The 18,348-nt window shown below is 71.2% G+C and carries 13 protein-coding genes; 2 read left to right on the plus strand and 11 right to left on the minus strand.

Features of this window, described 5'->3' with window-relative positions:
* Positions 1 to 25 precede the first annotated feature (25 nt).
* From ACIHFB_RS13070 to ACIHFB_RS13085, 4 genes are all read right to left on the minus strand, one after another.
* Positions 26 to 655: a carbohydrate ABC transporter permease gene (locus tag ACIHFB_RS13070; protein ID WP_400126811.1), complete on the minus strand. Its 630-nt coding sequence runs from the start codon at positions 653 to 655 to the stop codon at positions 26 to 28.
* A gap of 198 nt (positions 656 to 853) precedes the next feature.
* Positions 854 to 1,801 (minus strand): sugar ABC transporter permease, encoded by a 948-nt coding sequence (locus ACIHFB_RS13075; RefSeq protein WP_365279896.1) that lies wholly within the window; start codon positions 1,799 to 1,801, stop codon positions 854 to 856.
* Between the two features lie 14 nt (positions 1,802 to 1,815).
* A complete protein-coding gene (locus ACIHFB_RS13080) occupies positions 1,816 to 3,147 on the minus strand; it encodes an ABC transporter substrate-binding protein (RefSeq protein WP_400126812.1) in 1,332 nt (443 codons plus the stop codon).
* 118 nt (positions 3,148 to 3,265) lie between these two features.
* Positions 3,266 to 4,297, minus strand: a complete 1,032-nt coding sequence (locus tag ACIHFB_RS13085; protein ID WP_400126813.1) for a LacI family DNA-binding transcriptional regulator — start codon at positions 4,295 to 4,297, stop codon at positions 3,266 to 3,268.
* Between the two features lie 173 nt (positions 4,298 to 4,470).
* Between ACIHFB_RS13085 and ACIHFB_RS13090 the strand changes: the two genes are divergently transcribed.
* Positions 4,471 to 6,657, plus strand: a complete 2,187-nt coding sequence (locus ACIHFB_RS13090) for a hypothetical protein (RefSeq protein WP_400126814.1) — start codon at positions 4,471 to 4,473, stop codon at positions 6,655 to 6,657.
* A gap of 61 nt (positions 6,658 to 6,718) precedes the next feature.
* Here the strand turns inward: ACIHFB_RS13090 and ACIHFB_RS13095 are convergent, their stop codons facing one another.
* The 6 genes from ACIHFB_RS13095 to ACIHFB_RS13120 all read right to left on the minus strand — a co-directional run bounded on the left by ACIHFB_RS13095 (position 6,719) and on the right by ACIHFB_RS13120 (position 16,070).
* Positions 6,719 to 7,621: a fructosamine kinase family protein gene (locus ACIHFB_RS13095; protein WP_400126815.1), complete on the minus strand. Its 903-nt coding sequence runs from the start codon at positions 7,619 to 7,621 to the stop codon at positions 6,719 to 6,721.
* A 98-nt stretch (positions 7,622 to 7,719) separates the two neighbouring features.
* Positions 7,720 to 9,663 (minus strand): DUF2264 domain-containing protein, encoded by a 1,944-nt coding sequence (locus ACIHFB_RS13100; RefSeq protein ID WP_400126816.1) that lies wholly within the window; start codon positions 9,661 to 9,663, stop codon positions 7,720 to 7,722.
* A 35-nt stretch (positions 9,664 to 9,698) separates the two neighbouring features.
* Positions 9,699 to 10,679: a hydroxyacid dehydrogenase gene (locus ACIHFB_RS13105; RefSeq protein ID WP_400127142.1), complete on the minus strand. Its 981-nt coding sequence runs from the start codon at positions 10,677 to 10,679 to the stop codon at positions 9,699 to 9,701.
* Positions 10,680 to 11,143: 464 nt separating this feature from the next.
* Entirely contained in the window at positions 11,144 to 12,238 is a 1,095-nt protein-coding gene (locus ACIHFB_RS13110; protein ID WP_400126817.1) for a substrate-binding domain-containing protein, read from the minus strand.
* 87 nt (positions 12,239 to 12,325) lie between these two features.
* Positions 12,326 to 14,086: an FAD-dependent monooxygenase gene (locus tag ACIHFB_RS13115; protein WP_400126818.1), complete on the minus strand. Its 1,761-nt coding sequence runs from the start codon at positions 14,084 to 14,086 to the stop codon at positions 12,326 to 12,328.
* 46 nt (positions 14,087 to 14,132) lie between these two features.
* The gene (locus ACIHFB_RS13120; protein ID WP_400126819.1) at positions 14,133 to 16,070 is read right to left on the minus strand and encodes a maleylacetate reductase and hydroxyquinol 1,2-dioxygenase domain-containing protein; all 1,938 of its coding nucleotides are present in this window, start codon (positions 16,068 to 16,070) and stop codon (positions 14,133 to 14,135) included.
* A gap of 181 nt (positions 16,071 to 16,251) precedes the next feature.
* Between ACIHFB_RS13120 and ACIHFB_RS13125 the strand changes: the two genes are divergently transcribed.
* Positions 16,252 to 17,130 carry an AraC family transcriptional regulator gene (locus tag ACIHFB_RS13125; protein WP_365279923.1) on the plus strand — a complete coding sequence of 293 codons (879 nt, stop codon included), beginning with the start codon at positions 16,252 to 16,254 and terminating at the stop codon, positions 17,128 to 17,130.
* 6 nt (positions 17,131 to 17,136) lie between these two features.
* Here the strand turns inward: ACIHFB_RS13125 and ACIHFB_RS13130 are convergent, their stop codons facing one another.
* A complete protein-coding gene (locus tag ACIHFB_RS13130) occupies positions 17,137 to 18,303 on the minus strand; it encodes an acyl-CoA dehydrogenase family protein (RefSeq protein WP_400126820.1) in 1,167 nt (388 codons plus the stop codon).
* Between the last annotated feature and the right edge of the window lie 45 nt (positions 18,304 to 18,348).

Consider the following 18,348-nt stretch of genomic DNA (forward strand, 5'->3'; position numbering starts at 1 on the left):
CTCCTATACGTTGATCGAGGCGGCGTCAGCCCTTGACGGCGCCCGTGGACAGGCCTTCGAGGAGTTGTTTGCGGAGCAGGACGAAGAGGGCGACGGCGGGCAGGACGGCGAGGACCGCTCCGGCGAGGACCAGGTCGTACTGGCGCTGTTCGGAGACGAACAGGGTCTGCAGTCCGAGCGGCAGGGTGTACTGGGAGCTGTCGGAGACCAGCACCAGCGGCCACAGGAAGCTGTTGTAGCTCTGCAGGAACGTCCATACGGCGAGCGCGCCGAGCGCGGGGCGCAGCAGGGGCAGCACGATGCGGCGGAAGATACCGAACTCGCTCGCCCCGTCGATACGGGCGGCCTCCAGCACGGAGTCCGGGACGGACTGCACGATGTACTGCTGCATCATGAAGATCCCGAACGCGGGCGCCACCCACGGCACGATCAGCGCGAACCACGGGCTGCCCAGACCGGTCTTGACGAGGATCACGAACAGCGGCACGAGGATCACCGCGAACGGGATGGACAGCGAGCTGAACATGACCGCGAACAGCGGCCGTCTGCCCGCGAAGCGGAACTTGGCGAAGCCGTAGCCGGCCAGGGCGCACACGAACACCGACACGACCGTCGCGACAACGGCGACCACGGTGCTGATCAGGAACCAGCGCACGAAGGGCTGATCGTCGATCAGTGCACGGTAGTTGTGGAGGGTGAACGGGTCGGGGATCAGCTCGGGCGGGTAGGCGAAGATGTCGCCGCGCGGTTTGAACGAGCCGCTCAGTGCCCAGAGCAGCGGGGCCAGGAAGGCCAGAAGCAGCAGGACGAGTGCCGCGTACAGCAGGACGCGGCCGGTCCTCGTCGGTGGTGTTCATGAGGTCGCCCTCCCGATGCCGAGGAGCCGGTTGAAGAGCATGCTCAGGCCGAAGACCACGACGAACAGCACCACCGCCGCCGCGGCCGCGTACCCGAACTGCTGGCGCTGGAAGGCGGCCCGGTAGATGAACATGGTCACGGACAGCGTGGATTCGGCCGGGCCGCCGCCGGTCAGCAGATACGGCTCCTCGAAGATCTGGGCGGCGCCGATGAACGAGGTGACGACGACGAACGCGGTCACCGGTTTCAGCGCCGGGAGGGTGACCGTCGCGAAGGTGCGCAGCCGTCCGGCTCCGTCGATCGCGGCGGCCTCGTACAACTCCCTCGGCACGGCCTGGAGTCCGGCCAGGAAGAAGACGGTGAGGTAGCCGGTCCAGCGCCACAGCATGACCAGTCCGATACTGATCCTGGCCATGCCGGGGTCGCCGAGCCAGTCGACGCCGCCGGTGCCGAACAGGGCGCGCAGCACGGAGTTCAGGAGCCCGAACTGCCGGTCGAAGATCAGTCCGAAGACGAGCGCGACGATGATCGGCGAGACGACGACCGGGACGAAGTACGCCGTACGCCACAGGTCTCGGACCTTCAGCCCCCGGGTGTTGAGCGCCTGGGCGATGAGCAGGGCGAGCGGTACGACGACACAGACGGAGATCAGGACGAAGACGCCGGTGTTGCCGAGGGCCCGGTGGAAGCTGATGTCGGTGGCGAGGTTGCGGTAGTTGCGCAGGCCCACCCAGTGCGGGGTGCCCAGGCCGACCCATTCGGTGAGGCTGAGCCAGAGCGAGACGGCGACGGGGATCAGCATGAACAGGACGTAGAGCAGGTAGAAGGGCGAGATGAAGAGGTAGGGCGCCCAGGGCTTCTTCGGGCGGTGTCCCGTCCTGGCCCGGTCGCCGGGTGCGCGGGCGGTGCGAGCCTGGCCTGCGAGCGTCGTGGTGGTGGTCATGTCCGGCCTCCCTCCTAGCGTCCGGCCTGGTCGCGGAAGTCCCGCGCCGTCTGCTTCAGCGCCTGACGCGGGCTGAGGTCGCCGTGGTAGGCGCGCAGCAGGTTGCCGGCCAGGACGTCGTAGAGAATCGACTGGTCAGGGCTCTGGTGGAAGGCGGGCACGTCCGGGAGCAGCGAGCGGTAGAGGCGGAAGAGACGCTGGCCGCCGCAGAACTCGTCGGTGAGGGCGTTGAGCCGGGGATCCTCGAACACGGATCGGCGGGTGGGGAGGTAGCCGGTCTCGATGAAGCGGCGGACCTGACCGTCGTGGGTGAGCCAGGTGTTGAGGAGGAACTCCGTGGCGGCCCGGGTGTTGGCCTTGTCCTTGAGGACGCCGAATCCGGTACCGCCTGCCGCCGCCGTCACCCCGCCGCCTTTGGTGAACCGGGGCAGCGCCCTGACCCGCCACTTGCCCTTCTGTTCGGGCACGTTGGGCAGCAGGCCGTAGTTCTTGTACCAGATGGCCATGGGCAGCCCGATCACCTTGCCCTGCTTCAGGGCGGTCTGCATGGCGGCCCCGTAGTAGTCGGAGATGTCGACGACGAATCCGCTGCGCAGCCCGTCGCACAGGAAGCGCAGCACCTCCTCCGCGTCCGCCGAGTCGAGCACCAGGTTCTGGTCGGCGTCGAAGAAGGCTCCCCCGCGCTGGTACAGCAGCATCTGGAAGGACTGCACGACCTGGCCGACGTCGCTGCCGGCCGTGGAGACGACGCACAGCGAGGCGTCGTGGTCCTGGTGCACACGGGCGCCGAGTTCGGCGAACTCCTCCCAGGTCGGGACGGTGTCCGAGAGGCCGTACTCGGTGAAGAGGTCGTCGCGGTAGTAGTAGACGACCATCGGGGTGTCCGAGTCGAGGGCGTAGACGCTGCCGTCCATGCTGTACGGCGCGGTGCGGGCCGGCAGCAGGTCGTTCTTGAGGCCGGGGACGGCGGCGATGTCGGGGGTGAGGTCGTGCAGCAGACGTGGCGCGATGTCGCCGCGCAGCATCCGCGGGAAGCTGCCGATCTCGAATCCCGCGAGGTCGGGTGTGCCCCGTCCGGCGACGGCCTGGGCGAGCAGCTTGGTGACGAGGTCGGCGGCTCCGGCGCGGGTGACCTTCAGGCGGTAGCGGAAGTCGGTGAGCCGGTCGGCGTCCGGGATTCCCTTGGTGAAGAAGGCCTCGTAGCCGGGGTCGTGGGTCCACAGGGAGAGCGTCACGTCTCCGGAGGTACGGACGGTGGTGCTCCCGGCGCCGCAGGCGGCGAGTGCGGCACCTGCTCCCAGTCCCAGGGCGCTGCGGAGCAGGGTTCTGCGTGGTGGGGTGTACACACGTGACTCCTCACGTGATGCGGCTACGGGTTCACGCGTACGCGGCCGTCCCGGGCGGCGCACGCGGGCAGGGCGGATCGGGCCGAGGGCGAGCTGCCCCGGCCGTCCCGCCGACGGGTCAGGGACGGGGTGCGGTGGAGGACCGTACGGCCAACTCGACAGCAAGGGCTGCGTGTCGGTCCGGACGGGACGTTCCTTCGATCATGGCGATCAGGGTGTCGACGGCGTGGTCGGCGACGGCGGTGAAGTCCTGCCGGACGGTGGTCAGGGGCGGGGAGAGGTAAGGGGCGGCGGGGATGTCGTCGTAGCCGACGACGCTCACGTCGCCGGGGACGGACAGTCCCGCCTCGGCGAACGCCCGCAGGGCGCCGATCGCCATGTCGTCGTTGCCGGCGAACACGGCGGTGACATCGGAGAGTTGGGCCAGTTGGCGACCGGCCGCGTACCCGGAGGCCGGGGTCCAGTCGCCCGCCGTGGGCAGCGGCGGCTCGGGGGCACCGGCGGCCGCGAGAGCCTCGCGCCAGCCACGCAGTCGGTCACGGGCGGCGAACCAGTCCTGCGGCCCGGGGAGATGCCAGACGGTGCGGTGGCCGAGCGCGAGCAGGTGCTCGGTGGCCATCCGGGCGGCCGCCACACCGTCGGCGCCGACCACGGCGCCCACCCCTTCGGTGAGCTCCACGCCCTCGCCGAGGCTGACCACCGGCACGTCCGCGCTGAGCCGGAGCGGGGTGCCGTCGTCGATCGGCTCGGACAGGACGATCCCGTCCACGCCCTGTTCCAGCAGCGCCTCCACGGCCACCGACACCCGCTGTCCTTCCAGGGTTCCGGCCAGGGCGAAGGAGTAGCCCGCCCGCTGCATCGCCCGTTCCAGCGCGCTGAGCAGGGCGGACGGTCCGTAGAGCGCGGTCCCCAACGAGACGACGCCGATCCGCCGGTACCGGCCGAGGAGCAGGGCACGCGCCGCGTTGTTCGGGCGGTAGTCCAGCTCACGGATGACTCGCAGGACGCGGTCGCGTACCTCCGGGCTGACATGCGGTTCGCCGTTGACGACCCGCGACACGGTCTTCTGCGAGACACCGGCGGCCCGGGCCACCTCCGTCATTCCGGGACCCCGACGACGCCGTCCGCCTTCGGCTGCCGTGCTCGCCATGCACTCTCCTCGTCTCCGACTACGTAGTCATGACGATGAACATGCCGCCAGCAGTGCGGCTGACTACGTAGTCATGCCAGTGTCGGGAGTCGCGGTGGGCACGTCAATGGTCCGTACGACACCAACCGAAAACTCGAATGCACCGGCTCCAAGTGCTCTGGGACGATTCCGGGATGGTCGTCCACACCTCCGAAGCACTGTCCGAAGCACTGGTAGTACGCCACACCCGCCGTCTCCCCTCCCCCCTCGGCCCCGCGGGTGAAGGCGCCGTCGCGGCACGGCAGTTCGACGCGGCGTTGATGTCGGTGGGCTTCAAGCTCTCCGCCGAGCTGATGGAGCGGCTGTCGGGGCTGTCGGAGGGAACGGTCGTGGACACGGCCGTACGGACGCTGGGGACCGTCCGCGAGCTGGTCGGCAATCATGTCGCACACAACGTCTACTTCATCGACTTCCCGGCCAACGTGCCCGACTCGTTCGACTTCTGGATGCGCTGCATCGCCGAGGCGCTCGCCGACGACACGTCGCGTGACCGCACGCTGGAGCAGTTGAGCACCGGTGTGGTGAACCTCCTCACCCTGCCGACGTACGGCAACTACCGCCACACGTATGCCGAGATGCTCGCCGCGCACGACGAGCTCATCGCGGCGGCGGGCGACCGGATGACGGTCCTGCACCTGGGCGGAGACCTGGACGCCGAGGTCACCGCGCTCTACCTGGCTCTCGCGGGCAGCCGGACGCCGCTGGGCGAGGACCATCTGCGCGACCTGGGGAGCCTGGCCGAGGTGTGCGTGCACGGTCCGCAGCCCGAGACGATCCCGGTCCGGGAGAACCGGGCCCTGGTCAACCGGGCCCGTCTGCACGCCGGTTCGGAGCTGCTGCTGGACACGGTGACCGATGTGCTGCGCCTGGCCTGCGCCCTGTCGGACGGGGACGTGAGCCTTCAGGAGCCGACGCGTTTCCGGGGTCTGTCCCGCCGGGTCCGCCGGGCGCTGATGGCCGGCCTCGACTCGGTCGTCGCAGCGTCCGACGCCAAGCTGGCCGACGTACACGCGCATCGCGAGGCGTTCAAGCGCCTCGGTGAGCGGCTGCATCCGCACGAGTACCCGCAACTGCCGTACGCCGCCGAGGTGTTCGCGGTCGCCCGCGGCGAGAAGCGGGCGCCGTCCTTCGACGGCCGGGTCGAGGAACTCCTCGGCAGGAGCGACGTCACGGGTGCGGCGGCGCTGCTGACGTCCGCGCCGGGCAGGCTGTTCCGGTCCCTGGACCGGCTGCTGCGCACGGCACTCACCCAGGACGAACGGGACGCAGTCGTCAGCGCCGCCGAGCAGGTGGCGCCCCAGGTCTCCGGTCGCGTCGTGCTGTCGGTCCGTCAGCATCTCCACAACCGCGCCGAGGAGTCCGGCGAGCGCCGTGTGTTCGTCAACCGCCTCGGTCGCGCCTGGGTCACCGACGACGAGCGGCCGCCGGTGCTTCCGTCGGAACGCACCCGTCTGATCGCGGCGCTCGACGCGGAGATACGGCGCCGGCTCCCGGCGCCGGAACGGCTGTTGGTCGACCCGGACTTCCTCGACGTGGCGCTCCCGCTCAGTGGCAAGGCGACCTCGTCAGGGCTCGGCGTGCTGCCCCGTGGCTCCGTTTCCCCGGTCGAGGGCGACCTGCTGCGCTTCTTCGTGCACTGGAAGCAGAAGGATCGGGACACCGACTACGATCTGTCCGCTGTGCTGCTGGCCGCCGACTACTCGACGGTCTCCTGGCTGTCGTACACCAATCTCTCGGACGTCGAGGGTGAGCACTCGGGCGACATCACCGAAGCGCCCGAGGGTGCCTCCGAGTTCATCAACCTGCGGTTGGGTGCCGTGCGCGGCAGCTACATCGTGCCGCAGGTCGACATCTACTCGGGCGAGGGATTCGAGCAAGTGGAGGAGTCGTTCTTCGGCTTCATGCTGCGCGAAGGCGAGCAGCGGGGGCGCCCGTTCGAGCCGCGTACCGTGCGCATGAAGTCCGAGCTGCGCGGCCCGGGCCGGGTCGCGCTGCCGCTGGCGTTCCAGCGCGAGGGCGACGGGCGTTGGCGGGCACGGTGGCTGCACCTGTACCTGAAGGGCCATCCCGTGGCCAATCAGGTGGAGGGCAACCGCATTTCGGTCGCGACGCTGCTGCGCGGCATCGTCGAGCGCGACCACCTCACGGTCCGCTACCTGACCGACCTGATGACGGACGGAGCGACCGGCACGGTTCTGTGGGACGGCAAGACGGTCCCGGAGGGTCCCGTCACGTACATCGGGTTCGAACGCCCCGACGGTCTGCACCCGGACTCCCGGGTGTTCACACCGGAAAACCTGCGCGACCTGATCCCGGGCTGACTGCTACGGTCTGTCCAGGCGAGGCCATGAACGGGCTTCCTTCTATTCCAAACCAATGGCTCTAGTCCGTTCGCTTTCCTCGCCCTTTCTCCATGGCCGACCGGGCCGCCATCAGGGCCTGGTCGGCATAGCTCCGGCCGAAGAGCACCGCGTGCACCAGCAGCGGGAAGAGCTGGTGCAGCCCGACACGGTCCGTCCAGCCCTCGGCGAGCGGTGCCGTCTCCTGGTAGGCGTCCAGCACCAGGTCCAGGTGGGGACAGCCGAAGAGCCGCAGCATCGCCAGGTCGGTCTCACGGTGTCCGCCGTGCGCGGCCGGGTCGATCAGCCAGGCGTGTCCGTCGGCGGCCCACAGCACGTTTCCGTTCCACAGGTCGCCGTGCAACCGGGCGGGTGGCTCGGCGGGGCCCGCCAGCTCCGGCAGCCGCTCACAGACCCGCTCGATCACGGCCGCCTCCGCCGGGCGGATCATGCCGTCGTCGACCGCGTGCCGCAGGTACGGCAGCACCCGGTGTTCGGCGTACCAGCCCGGCCAGTCGGTACCCGGGGTGTTCCGCATCGGCGCGAGCCCGATGTACGCGTCCACAGGACCACCGGGCGGCGGGGCGCCGAACGCGGGCGCACCGGACGCGTGCAGAGCGGCCAGCTCCCGGCCGAGACGGGCCGCCGCCTCGGGGTTCGGTGCGCCAGGCGGGACGTGGTCCGTCACCAGCCAGTGCCGGTCGTGACCGTGCACGTCCGGTACGCGGACCATGCCGGCAGCGGCGAGCCAGCGCAGCCCGGCCGCCTCGGCCTGTGCGGCGGCGGGGCCGTCACCGCGCTTGACCATCACCACGTGGCCACCGTCGAGGGTGACTTCGGACAACGTCGCGTTCAGGGGCCGCTCATCGATCACGCGGCGCCCTGTCAGTAGCGCCGCCGCGGCGCGCGGGTCGTCGCCCGGCGCGACTTCGATCGGCTCCGACACCACGCACCCTCCGGGCAGTCGCCAACGAGGAGCAGGTTAACGCCCGACGTGCGACCGCGCCGGGACGGTCATCATCGATCTCAAGCCGACGCGCTCGGTCATGCCCGGTGCTCGGTGACCGTCGGACCGCCCTCGCCGAGGTGTACGACCGTGCGGGTGCCGTCGGACCAGCGTGCGGTGAGGGCGAGGCCGGCGACCTCGACGGTGACCTGGCCGGTGAGTGGGGGTGGGTCCGTTTCGGCGGTGAGGGAGGCGAGGGCGGCGAACACGGTGCCGGACTCGTGGTCGCCGACGGTTCCGGTGAGTTCGGGGAGCAGGGCCCAGGGGCCGTATGCCGTGCCCTGCGGTGCGCGGAGGGTTCGGTGCGTCTGCCAGTCGTACAGGCCGAGGAGTCGGCTGGTCACCTCCGGGCCCTCGATGCGGATCTCGTCGGGCTGTTCGGCGGCGTCGGGGGCTGCCTCCGGTGGCAGGGCGACGGCCCAGCCGGCGTGGTGGACGGGTGTTCCGGGCGGCACGCCGACGGTGCGGTGCACGCGCAGTTCGAGGTTGCCGCGCGCGAGGGTCAGGCTCTCGATGCGGGACGACGGCAGGACGGGACCGCCCTCCGGGAAGACCGGGCGGTGCCAGGAGGCAAGCCAATTCGGGCCGTCGGCAAGGGGGTTGATGCGGATGCGGGCGCTGCGGGTACCGCGGGCCTCCAACGCGATGTGGTTGTCGGGGGTGTTGGAGGCGCTGGTGGGGCCGGTACGGGTGGAGTAGGCGAATCGGGCGTAGAGCGGGTCTCCGGGGGGCCTTTCCGGTTCGCGGGAGTCGAGCTTGTAGCTGCCGTGGTTGTGCAGGCGTACCAGGCCGTCCCGGGTCGTGGTCTGGACGAGGAGTCCGGGGGCGGGCAGGGCGAGTACGCGGTCGGGGCCCTCGGCGGGGGCGGGCTCCTCCGTGGCCGTCCACACCGGGTGCTCGGGTGGCAGCAGCAGGCCCAGGAAGCCCTTCGACGCCCAGTACGGGGAGCCGGGTCCCGAGTAGCGCTGGAGGGTCGCCGCGTGCGGGCCGTACCAGCCGAGGCTCAGGATGCCGTCCTCGGTGAGGGCGCCGCGGTCGAGGAAGTGGCGCAGGGCTCCGCTGAGGATGCGGCGGGTGGTGCCGGGGGCGAGCGGGGTGGCGTCGGTGAGGGCGCCGAGGGCCACGGCGGCGGTCGCTCCGAAGCGGTACGTCAGGGAGCGGCCGTGGTGGATCGGGGCGCCGTTCGTGTCGAAGAGGAGGGCGAAGCCGCCGAGGAACTCGTGCAGACGGGGGCCGAGTCGGTCGAGCAGGGGCCGGTCCGCGGCGAGGTGGGCGTGGAGCAGGGGGTAGAGGTGCAGGGCCCAGCCGTTGTAGTGGTCGAAGGAGCGGCCGTCGCCGTCTGAGTACCAGCCCTGCCCCTGGTACCAGCCGTCCAGCAGGTCGAGGGCACGTTCGATCGCCCGGCGGGTCTCGGCGTCGCCCCGGCCGGCGGACTCCAGGAACCCTGCGACCGTCAGCGGGAAGAGGTACCAGTTGTTGGGGGCGGGCGTGTGGGTGAGCGCGCCGCGCAGCCAGCGCTCGACACGGTCCTGGTCGGCGGCGGAGAGGGTGTCCCAGGTCCAGGGTGCGGTGAGGCGGAGGGCGAGGGCCACCGAGGCGGACTCCACCATGGGCTGGCCCTGGATGCCGTGGTGCCCGATCTCCGGCCAGGACTCGGTGTCGTCGCGGCCGGGGGTGCGGGTGCCGCGCACGAGGCCGGCGGTGTAGCGCTCCAGGAAGCCCTGCGGGTCCTTGCCCAAGGCCCCGGCGGTGCGCAGGGCGGCCAGCAGGAACGTACGGGCGAAGCCCTCCAGGCCGTCGGAGCGTACGCCGGACTTCGACGGCGGGCCGGGCAGGTCGATCAGGGCGTGGCCGGGGGTGGCGTAGCGGAGGGCGGCCGTGACGAGGTGGTCGGCGACGGCTTCCCAGTGGGCGCGGGTGTAGCCGGTGTGCGGGCTGAGGGTGCGGTCCTCGGGCGGGAGGGGCAGCGGGAGTTCGGGCATGGCGGGGCCACGCCTCCTGTTCGTCTCGGGCGGCCTCAGGCGAGGCGCGCCAGGCGTTCGGGGCGGACGGGGTGGGCGAAGGGGCGGCCGAGGACGTACGACTCGATCTCGGCCAGGGCCAGTTCGGCGAGGCGGCGCAGCTCACCGCCCTTGGAGCCGGCGATGTGCGGGGTGAGCAGGACGTTCGGGCAGTCGTAGAGCGGGGAGTCGGCGGGCAGCAGGTCGGGCTCGGTGACGTCCAGGACGGCGTACAGGCGCCCCGACACCACTTCGTCGGTGAGGGCGTCCTGGTCGATCACTGCGCCGCGCGCGGTGTTGATCAGGGTGCCGCCCGCGCGCAGCCGTGCGAGGAGCTCGCGGCTGACCAGGCCGCGGGTCTCCGGCAGCAGCGGTGTGTGAACGCTGACGACGTCGCTCTGCGCGAACAGGTCCGGAAGGGAGACCGCCCGCGCCCCGAGTCCGCGGGCTTCGTCGGCCGTGACGTAGGGGTCGTGGAGGAGGACCGTCAGGTCGTGCGGGCGGAGCAGGTCGATGACGCGGCGGCCGATGGTCGAGGCGCTCAGGATGCCCACCGTGCGACGGTAGTTGCCCGCGTCGGGGTGGCGCTCGTTCCAGTCGACGCGGCGGCGCTCGGTGCGGTAGACGCGGGCGGTTTCCAGGACCCGTTTGTTGGCGAGCAGGATCATGGCGAGGGTGTACTCGGCGACGGGCACGGCGTTGGCCGCGGCGGCGGAGGAGACGAGCAGGCCGCGTTCCCAGCAGGCGGGGGTGATGTGGTGGCGTACCGTGCCCGCGGTGTGCACGACCGCACGCAGCCGGGGCGCGGCCTGGAGCACCGCGGCGTCGAGCGGCGGGCAGCCCCAGCCCGTGACGAGCAGTTCGGCGTCGGCGAGGGCGCGGTGCGCGGCGGATGTCGTCAGGTCGTCGAGGACGAGATGCGGATCGATGTCGGTGAGGGCCGCGAGGCGGGCCCGCAGATCGGCGTCGAGGACCTGGCGCGCGGTCCGCTGCGCCATGGCCAGCACGGCACGGGGCCGGCGTTCGGGGTGGGTCACTTCACGCTCCCTGCGGTCAGTCCCGACTTCCAGTACCGCTGGAGCGGCGTTGCCGGCGCGGGCGGCGTTGCTGAGCTTGGCCCAGCCGCCCTGCGGGCCGGACGGGACCTGCTGGTAGTCGACCCGGATCCTGTCCTGGCTGCGGTTGTACTCGTCCACGACCTCCTGGGTGCCGCGGAGCGCCGACCAGAAGGTGAGGTGCAGCGGCCCGGTCCCGGCCGTATCGCTGTCGCCCGAGGAGCAGCCGGCGAGCAACAGGGTGAGGGTGGCGAGGAGTGCGGCTGTGGCCAGGCGTGCGCGTGGTCGAGCAGGCATGGGGCCTCCTGCCTCGTTGCTGGATTACCCAAATCCTGAGCGGGAGACGAAAAAGGCGTCAAGACATCGAACAGAAGAAACTTAAGCGGTCAAACGAACAAGGTGCCGGGTCACCCAGCGGCAGGCGGGCTCGTGGACCCCCGGACCACGAGGCCCGGCAGCAGCTCCACGTGGCGCGTCGGCCCGGGGCGCAGTCCCTCGCGGGCCGCGTCGAGACGCCGCAGCAGCAGGCCGAGACCGATCCGGCCGAGCTCGGCCTTGGGTGGGGCGACGGCCGTCAGCGGGACCGGGCCCATGTCGGCGACCACGTCGTTGTACGCCACCACCGAGCAGCGCCCCGGCACCTCGATGCCGGCGGCCTGCAACCGCTGCACCAGCACCAGCGCGTCCATGTCGCTGTGGATCAGCACCGCCGTGGCGCCGGTCTCCCGCACCGCCGCCACCAGGTCCGCGGAGCGCGGGTCGACGGCGGACGGGTCGGGGCCCGCGGTACGGGAGCTGAGGACCGTACGGCATCCGGCGGCGAGGTCCCGGGCGGCGGTCTGCCCGGCGAACTCCTCGCGGATCACCCGCGCGGTGGGGCTGTCGTCGCGCGCGGCCAGGACGATCCGCCGGTGTCCGAGGCCGGTCAGGTGCTCCAGCGCCAGATGCACGCCGTACGCGTGGTCCGAGCGCACGGAGTCCAGCGGGTAGATGGCGCTGGTGCGGGCGGGGCGCCGCTCCACCAGCACGGTCGGCACCGACAGGGCGGACAGCCACCCGTGGTCCGCCTCCGTCTCCTCCGCGCGCGTGCGCCAGTGCGGCGACAGCAGCAGCCCGCGCGCACCCCCGTCGAGCGCCTGGCGCACGGCCTCGCGCTCCGCCCCGCCGTCACCGGCCGCGATGTGCAGTTCGACCCGCAGCCCGGCCTTCTCGGCGGCCTCACGGGCGCCCTGGACCGCCTCGGTCAGGTACGTGTTGCGCTCGGGCACGATCATCGCCACGGAGTCGCCCCCGACCAAGGCGGGCTCGGACACCGGACGCAGCGACCGCGCCACCCCGTGCCCCCGGCGCACCTCTCCGCGCCGGGCCAGGTCCTCGACGTCCCGGCGCACCGTGACGACCGAGACCCCGAACTCGTCGGCGAGATCGGTGATGCGCGCGACGCCCCGCGCCCGCACCAGCTCCGCGATCCGGGCCTGCCGCCGCTCCGCCGACTCCCGCATGCCCCCACCGCTTCCGATCGATTGCCCGCGATACCTCCTATGGTACCGATCAATCGATCAGACGAACGGGCGCAACGACAAGTCGACTCACACGGGCCGGGAGAGGACAGTCGTCAGCGCCTCCCGCAGCAGACGTGTCGCCTCGGCGGCGTCGGCGGCACCGCTCGGCCGTCGCCAGGCCACGTACCCGTCGGGGCGGACCAGCAGCACACCCTCCTCGTCGATCTCCGCACGGCGGCTCCACTCGCCGTACGCGTCGTGCGCGTCGCGGTCGATGACGACGCCGCGCAGGTCGAGGCCGAGTTCCCGGGCCAGCGCGTCGGCGGCGTCGGCCCAGGGCGTGCCCGCGAGGCCGGTGACGACGGAGAAGCCGCCCTTGCCGACCAGGTCGAGCGTGGAGATACGACCGCCCTTGTGGTCGACGAGCCAGGCGTGCGGCAGTTTCGCTCCGGGGCGGGAGGTCGGGCGGCCGAAGAGTTCGTCGTCGCGGGAGTCGGTCTCGCCGGTGCCGTCGGGGATGACGGCGGCCGACTCGTAGCGCTGGTTGTGCTCGACGCCGTGGGCGTTGAACTCGTAGTTCTTCAGCTCGATCGCCTCGCGGATGGCCCGTCGCTTCTTCGCCCCGTCGGGGTCGGGCTGCCGGGCGGCCTGCAACGCCTTGGTGATGCCCTCCTCGTCGCCGCCGACGACGCCGAGCGCCTCGAAAAGCGGCAGGAACTGGTCCCTGGAGAGGTTCGCGCGTTCGACGATCTGCCGGGCGACGGGAGCGCGTTCGTCGGAGTAGGTGTCCAGTAGTTCGGGCCCGGCGTGTCCCTTGACGACGGCCGCCAGCTTCCAGGCCAGGTTGTAGGAGTCCTGGACGGAGGTGTTGGAGCCGAGGCCGTTGGACGGCGGGTGGCGGTGGACGGCGTCCCCGGCGCAGAAGACGCGTCCGGCGTGCAGCCGTGTCGCGTAGGCGTGGTTGACCGTCCACAGAGAGGCGTTGTCGATTCGGACGTCGAGTTCGTCGTCGCCGACGAGGTCACGGACGATCGCTGCCGCCGTCTCGTCGTTGACCTCCGGCGGGGGGCTGTCGATGTCGTAGCCCCAGACGATGAGCCACTCGTTCCAGGGCCGCACCATGCGCAGCAGGCCCATGCCGATGCCGCCGACGTCGGCGCCCGGCCGCATGATCCAGTACAGGATGCTGGGACGGTGCTCGACGTACTGCGTGAGGTCGGCCTCGAAGACGATGTTCATGCTGCCGGCCTTGCCCATCTGCCCCTCCATGGGCAGCCCGAGCTTGTCCGCGACGAGGCTTCGGCCGCCGTCGGCACCGATCATGTACCGGGCACGCACGGTGTGTTGGGTTCCGCTGGGCCGGTCGCGCAGGGTGGCGGTCACGCCGTCGGCGTCCTGCTCGAAGTCGACGAGTTCGGTGTTGAGCCGGATCACGGCGCCGCGCCTCGCGGCGTTCGACAGGAGGATGGGCTCCAGATAGGTCTGCGGCAGGTCGATCATGCCGCACGGGCTCTGTGCGCCGTACTCGGTCAGGCTCTCGTCTCCGGTGCCCCAGGTGCGGATGCGGCCGATCTCGTCGCCCAGGAGCGACGTGGCGAACACGGTGTCACCCATCAGATGGCTCGGTGTGCCCTTCTCCAGGGCCTCCTGCTCGATTCCGGCGTCGCGGAAGACCTCCATCGCGCGCTGGTTGGTGATGTGGGCGCGTGGCGTGTCCGCGAGCCAGCCGTACTTGGTGACCAGGTGGGTGCGTACGCCGTAGGTCGCCAGCAGCAGGGCCGCGGTACCGCCGGCGGGTCCGCTGCCGATGACGAGGACGTCGGTGTCGTAGTGCTCGGGCGTACTCATGCTGTCTCCGTGAGGCTGCGTCAAAAGTCGTGCGGGAAAGGGCTGTTCAGCCGTCGAGGCGCGCGATGCGGAAGGTGAAGTCGAGCAGGCGCCACTCGCCGTCCACGGACCTGCCGTCGGGCGTCGGGCCGGTGCGCGGGACGAAGTCCGTGATCAGGTCGTCCTTGATGCCGAAGACCGTGTCGCGCTGCCCGGTCGCGCCGTCGAGGTAGGCACCGCCGCGGACGAACAGCTGGGTGATCAGGGGCTGGTAGCCGGGGGCGTCGATCAGGAAGTGCACGTGCGGTGCGCGGTAGGGGTGGCGGCCCACGGTGGAGAGCATCCTGCCGACCGGGCCGTCGTCCGGGATCGGGTACGCGGACGGAAGGATCGACCAGAACGTGAACCGCCCCTCCGCGTCGGTGGTGAACCGGGCGCGCAGCACAGGCCCGTCCAGATCGGGCAGTTGGACGTCGTAGAAACCGTCCTCGTTCGACTGCCACACGTCCACCACGGCCCCCGCGACCGGCTCCCCCTCCCGGTCGGTGACCCGGATGTCCGCCCACAGCGGGGTGCCCGGGAGGTCTCCCGCGATGTCGCTGCCGTGTTCGGCGGCGGGCGGTCCGGCCACGTAGAAGGGGCCGAGGATCGCGGACGAAGTGGTGTCGGGCGTACGGGAGTTGGTGAGCGCGTCGACCACGCTGGACACGCCGAGGGTGTCGGAGAGCAGGATGAACTCCTGCCGGGTGTCGGTGGTGATGTGGCCGGCCTCGGTCAGGAAGTCGATCGCCCGCTGCCACTCCTGCGGGGTGAGGTCGTTGCGGATCGAGTAGACGTGCAGGGTGCGGACGAGATCGGTCAGGAGCTGCCGCAGCCGCGGGTTCGTACAGCGGTCGAAGCTCGCCACCACCTCGTCGGTGAGCGGGCGCAGGTCGGGGGCCCCCTCGGGACGACGGCCCTGCCAGGCGTCCCGCAGCAGGTCCGCGAGCCCGGTCCGGGTCAGCTCGCGCGGGTTCGGGTACGGCTGTGAGGTGGCCAGTTCCGCCGCCCGGTCCAGGTCGGACTCTGCCATGCCGAGACCGGCCAGCGAGGTGGGGCCGCCGACCCGGCTGATCAGGTCGAAGACGCCCGCGGGAGCGTCGGGCACGCCCAGGGCGCGCGCGATGCGCTCCATCGCCTGAGGTGCGGCGGGCGCGTTGTACGCCATCGCGTGCGGGAGGACCACGGTGTGGGTCTCGGCGTGCGGCAGACCGAACGTGCCGCCCAGCGTGTGGCAGAGCTTGTGGTGCAGTCCCATGCCGACGGCACCCAGGCAGATGCCCGCCAGCCAGGCCGCCTCCAGCAGCTCGGCCCGCGCCGCCAGGTCGGAAGGGTCGGTGTGCAGGGCCGGCAGGGCACGGCCGACGGCGGTGACCGCTTCCAGGGCCATGGCGTCGGTGACCGGAGTGGCGTCCGGCGAGTAGAGGGCCTCCACGGCGTGGGCCAGCGCGTTGACGCCGCTGGTCATCGAAGCCGCGGCGGGCAGACCGAGGGTGAGTTCCACGTCGTAGACGACCGTTTCCGGCAGGATCGCGGGCGAGGAACGGGTGGTCTTGCGGCCGTCGACCGTCTCGCCGAGCACGGGGGTGACCTCCGAGCCGGCGTAGGTGGTCGGCACGATGACCTGGGGCAGATCCGTGCGGACCGCCAGTGCCTTGGCGAGGCCCGTCGTCGAACCGCCGCCGATCGCCACCAGACAGTCCACCTGCCGCTCGCGCAGGAGGCTCAGGGCCTGCTCGGTCACCTCCACGGGCGTGTGCATGGCCGCGCCCGCGAACTCCGCCGCCACCAGGTGACCGAGGACGTCACGGAGTCGTTCGGTGTCCTTGCGCAGGGCATGTGACCCGCCGGACAGGAGCATGACCCGGGACCCTCCGAGCCGCTCCACCTCATCGCGCACCCGCTCCAGGGTGCCCGCACCGAAGATCACCCGGCTCGGGTCGGCCGTATGTACGAAGCTCCTCATGAGGCCGCTCTCCATGCTGTGCTGTGTGGGGGTCGGGGCGTCTGCCGCAGTATCCGTACCCGGTGGCGCGTCGCGCCTGCACAAACGCCGCATCCCGCTGCACGAAAAGCGCGAGAACCACCGCCGCTTGCCCGCCCGGGTGCAGCGCCGCGAGACTGGTCGTGGCGCGAAGGAGGGCCGTATGAGCGAGATGGGACTCGGTGACACCCACGGCATTCTGGCCCGGCCCGGTGTGTGTCCCGTCCGCAACAGCACGGGGCTCGGCTGGCAGCGGCTGTTTGTGTCGACCCAGCGGGAGCTGCCGTACCGGGACGCCTTCCCCGGAGCCGACAGCCACCTGCTGATCCTGCACCTGGACGGTCCCGTGACCGTTCGGCGGGGCCGACGGGGACTGACCGCGGCCCGGCAGGTGCCGCCCGGCGGTCTGTTCCTCCATCCGGCCGCCACGGAACTGGACGTGGAGCTCGGCGGGCATCTCAACACGGTGCACGTCTATCTGTCGGACGCCGCTCTCCAGGCGACGGCGGACGACAGGCGGCCCGTGCGGTTGAAGGAGGAGTTCGGCACCACGGACCCGCTGCTGGAGCAGCTCGTTCTCGCGCTCGACGGTGTCGTACGCCGCTGGGAGCCCAGCGGCGCCGCCTACGCGGACCAGCTCGCCCTCATGACCGCGGCCCAGCTGGCGGGCCGGCACAGCGTGCGGCATCTCGACACCGAGGCGACGGGACGGCAAGTGGGCCTCAGCGCCCGGCAGTTCGCGGCTGTACGGGAACTTCTCGACGCCCGGCTCTCCGAGCCGCTGTCCTTGGAGGACCTCGCGTCGGCCACCGGCTTGAGCGTCAGCCAGTTCGCCCGACGGTTCAAGGCCCGCACGGGGTGCCCGCCGCACCGGTATCTCGTGCGACTGCGCGTCGAGCACGCGACCCGGCTGCTGCGCGCGGGAAGCATGCCCATCGCGCAGGTCGCGGCGGCGTGCGGCTTCTCCCACCAGGAGCATCTGACCCGGGTGCTCCGCTCCCACCTCGGTACGACACCGGCCGCGCTGCGCCGCGCGGGCTGACGATCCTCACGCGTCGAGCCCGCCACGCTTCACCAACTGGTCCGCGATGACGTTGCGCTGGATCTCGTTGGTGCCCTCGCCGACGATCATCAGCGGGGCGTCACGGAAGTAGCGCTCCACGTCGAAATCGGTCGAGTAGCCGTAACCACCGTGGATCCGGACGGCGTTGAGGGCGATCTGCATGGCCGTCTCGGAGGCGAACAGCTTCGCCATGCCCGCCTCCATGTCCACCCGTCGCCCGGCCTCCGCCTCCCGGGCCGCATACAGGGTCAGTTGCCGGGCGGCAGTCAGCGAAGTCGCCATGTCCGCCAGGTAGTTGCCGATCGACTGGTGCTGCCAGATCGGCTTGCCGAACGACTCCCGTTCCTGCGCGTAGGCGAGCGCGTCCTCGAATGCCGCCCGGCCGACGCCGAGGGCACGGGCGGCGACCTGCAACCGCCCGGTCTCCAGACCCTTCATCATCTGCGCGAAGCCCTTGCCCGGCACGCCGCCCAGCACGGCGTCGGCCGGAACCCGGTGGTCCTCGAAGAACAGCTCGCAGCTCTCCACCCCCTTGTAGCCGAGCTTGGGCAGATCACGGGAGACGGTCAGACCGGGGCCGTGCCCGACGAGCAGGATCGAGATGCCCCGGTGCGCGGGGCTCGCATCCGGGTCGGTCTTGCAGAGCAGTGCGATCAGCTGCGAGCGACGGGAGTTGGTGATCCACGTCTTGGCTCCGTTGATCACATAGCCCTCGGCATCCCTGCGGGCGACCGTGTGCATCGCCTGAAGATCCGAGCCGCCGCCCGGCTCGGTCAGCGCCATGGTCGCGCGGATCTCACCGGTGGCCATCCTCGGCAGGTACCGCCGCTTCTGCTCCTCGGTACCGAAGTGCAGCAGCAGCTTGGCGACCACGGTGTGCCCGCCCATCGCCCCGGCCAGGCTCATCCAGCCACGGGCCAGCTCCTCGGTGATCAGTACATAGCACGGGGTCGAGACAGGGGTGCCGCCGTACGCCTCCGGGACGGCAAGGCCGAAGACGCCGAGCCGCTTCATCTGCTCGATGAGGGCCTCGGGGTAGGCGTCGGCGTGCTCCAGCTCCCGGACGACCGGCCTGACCTCCCTGTCCACGAAGTCGTGCACCGTACGCACGATGAACTGCTCGTCCTCCGACAGGATGTCGAGAGTGCTCATGAACTCCTCCGGACAGGGGACTGGACCGAGGTGACCTCCGCCCGG

It is taken from the genome of Streptomyces sp. NPDC051963, from assembly GCF_044593495.1.
Classification (GTDB): domain Bacteria; phylum Actinomycetota; class Actinomycetes; order Streptomycetales; family Streptomycetaceae; genus Streptomyces.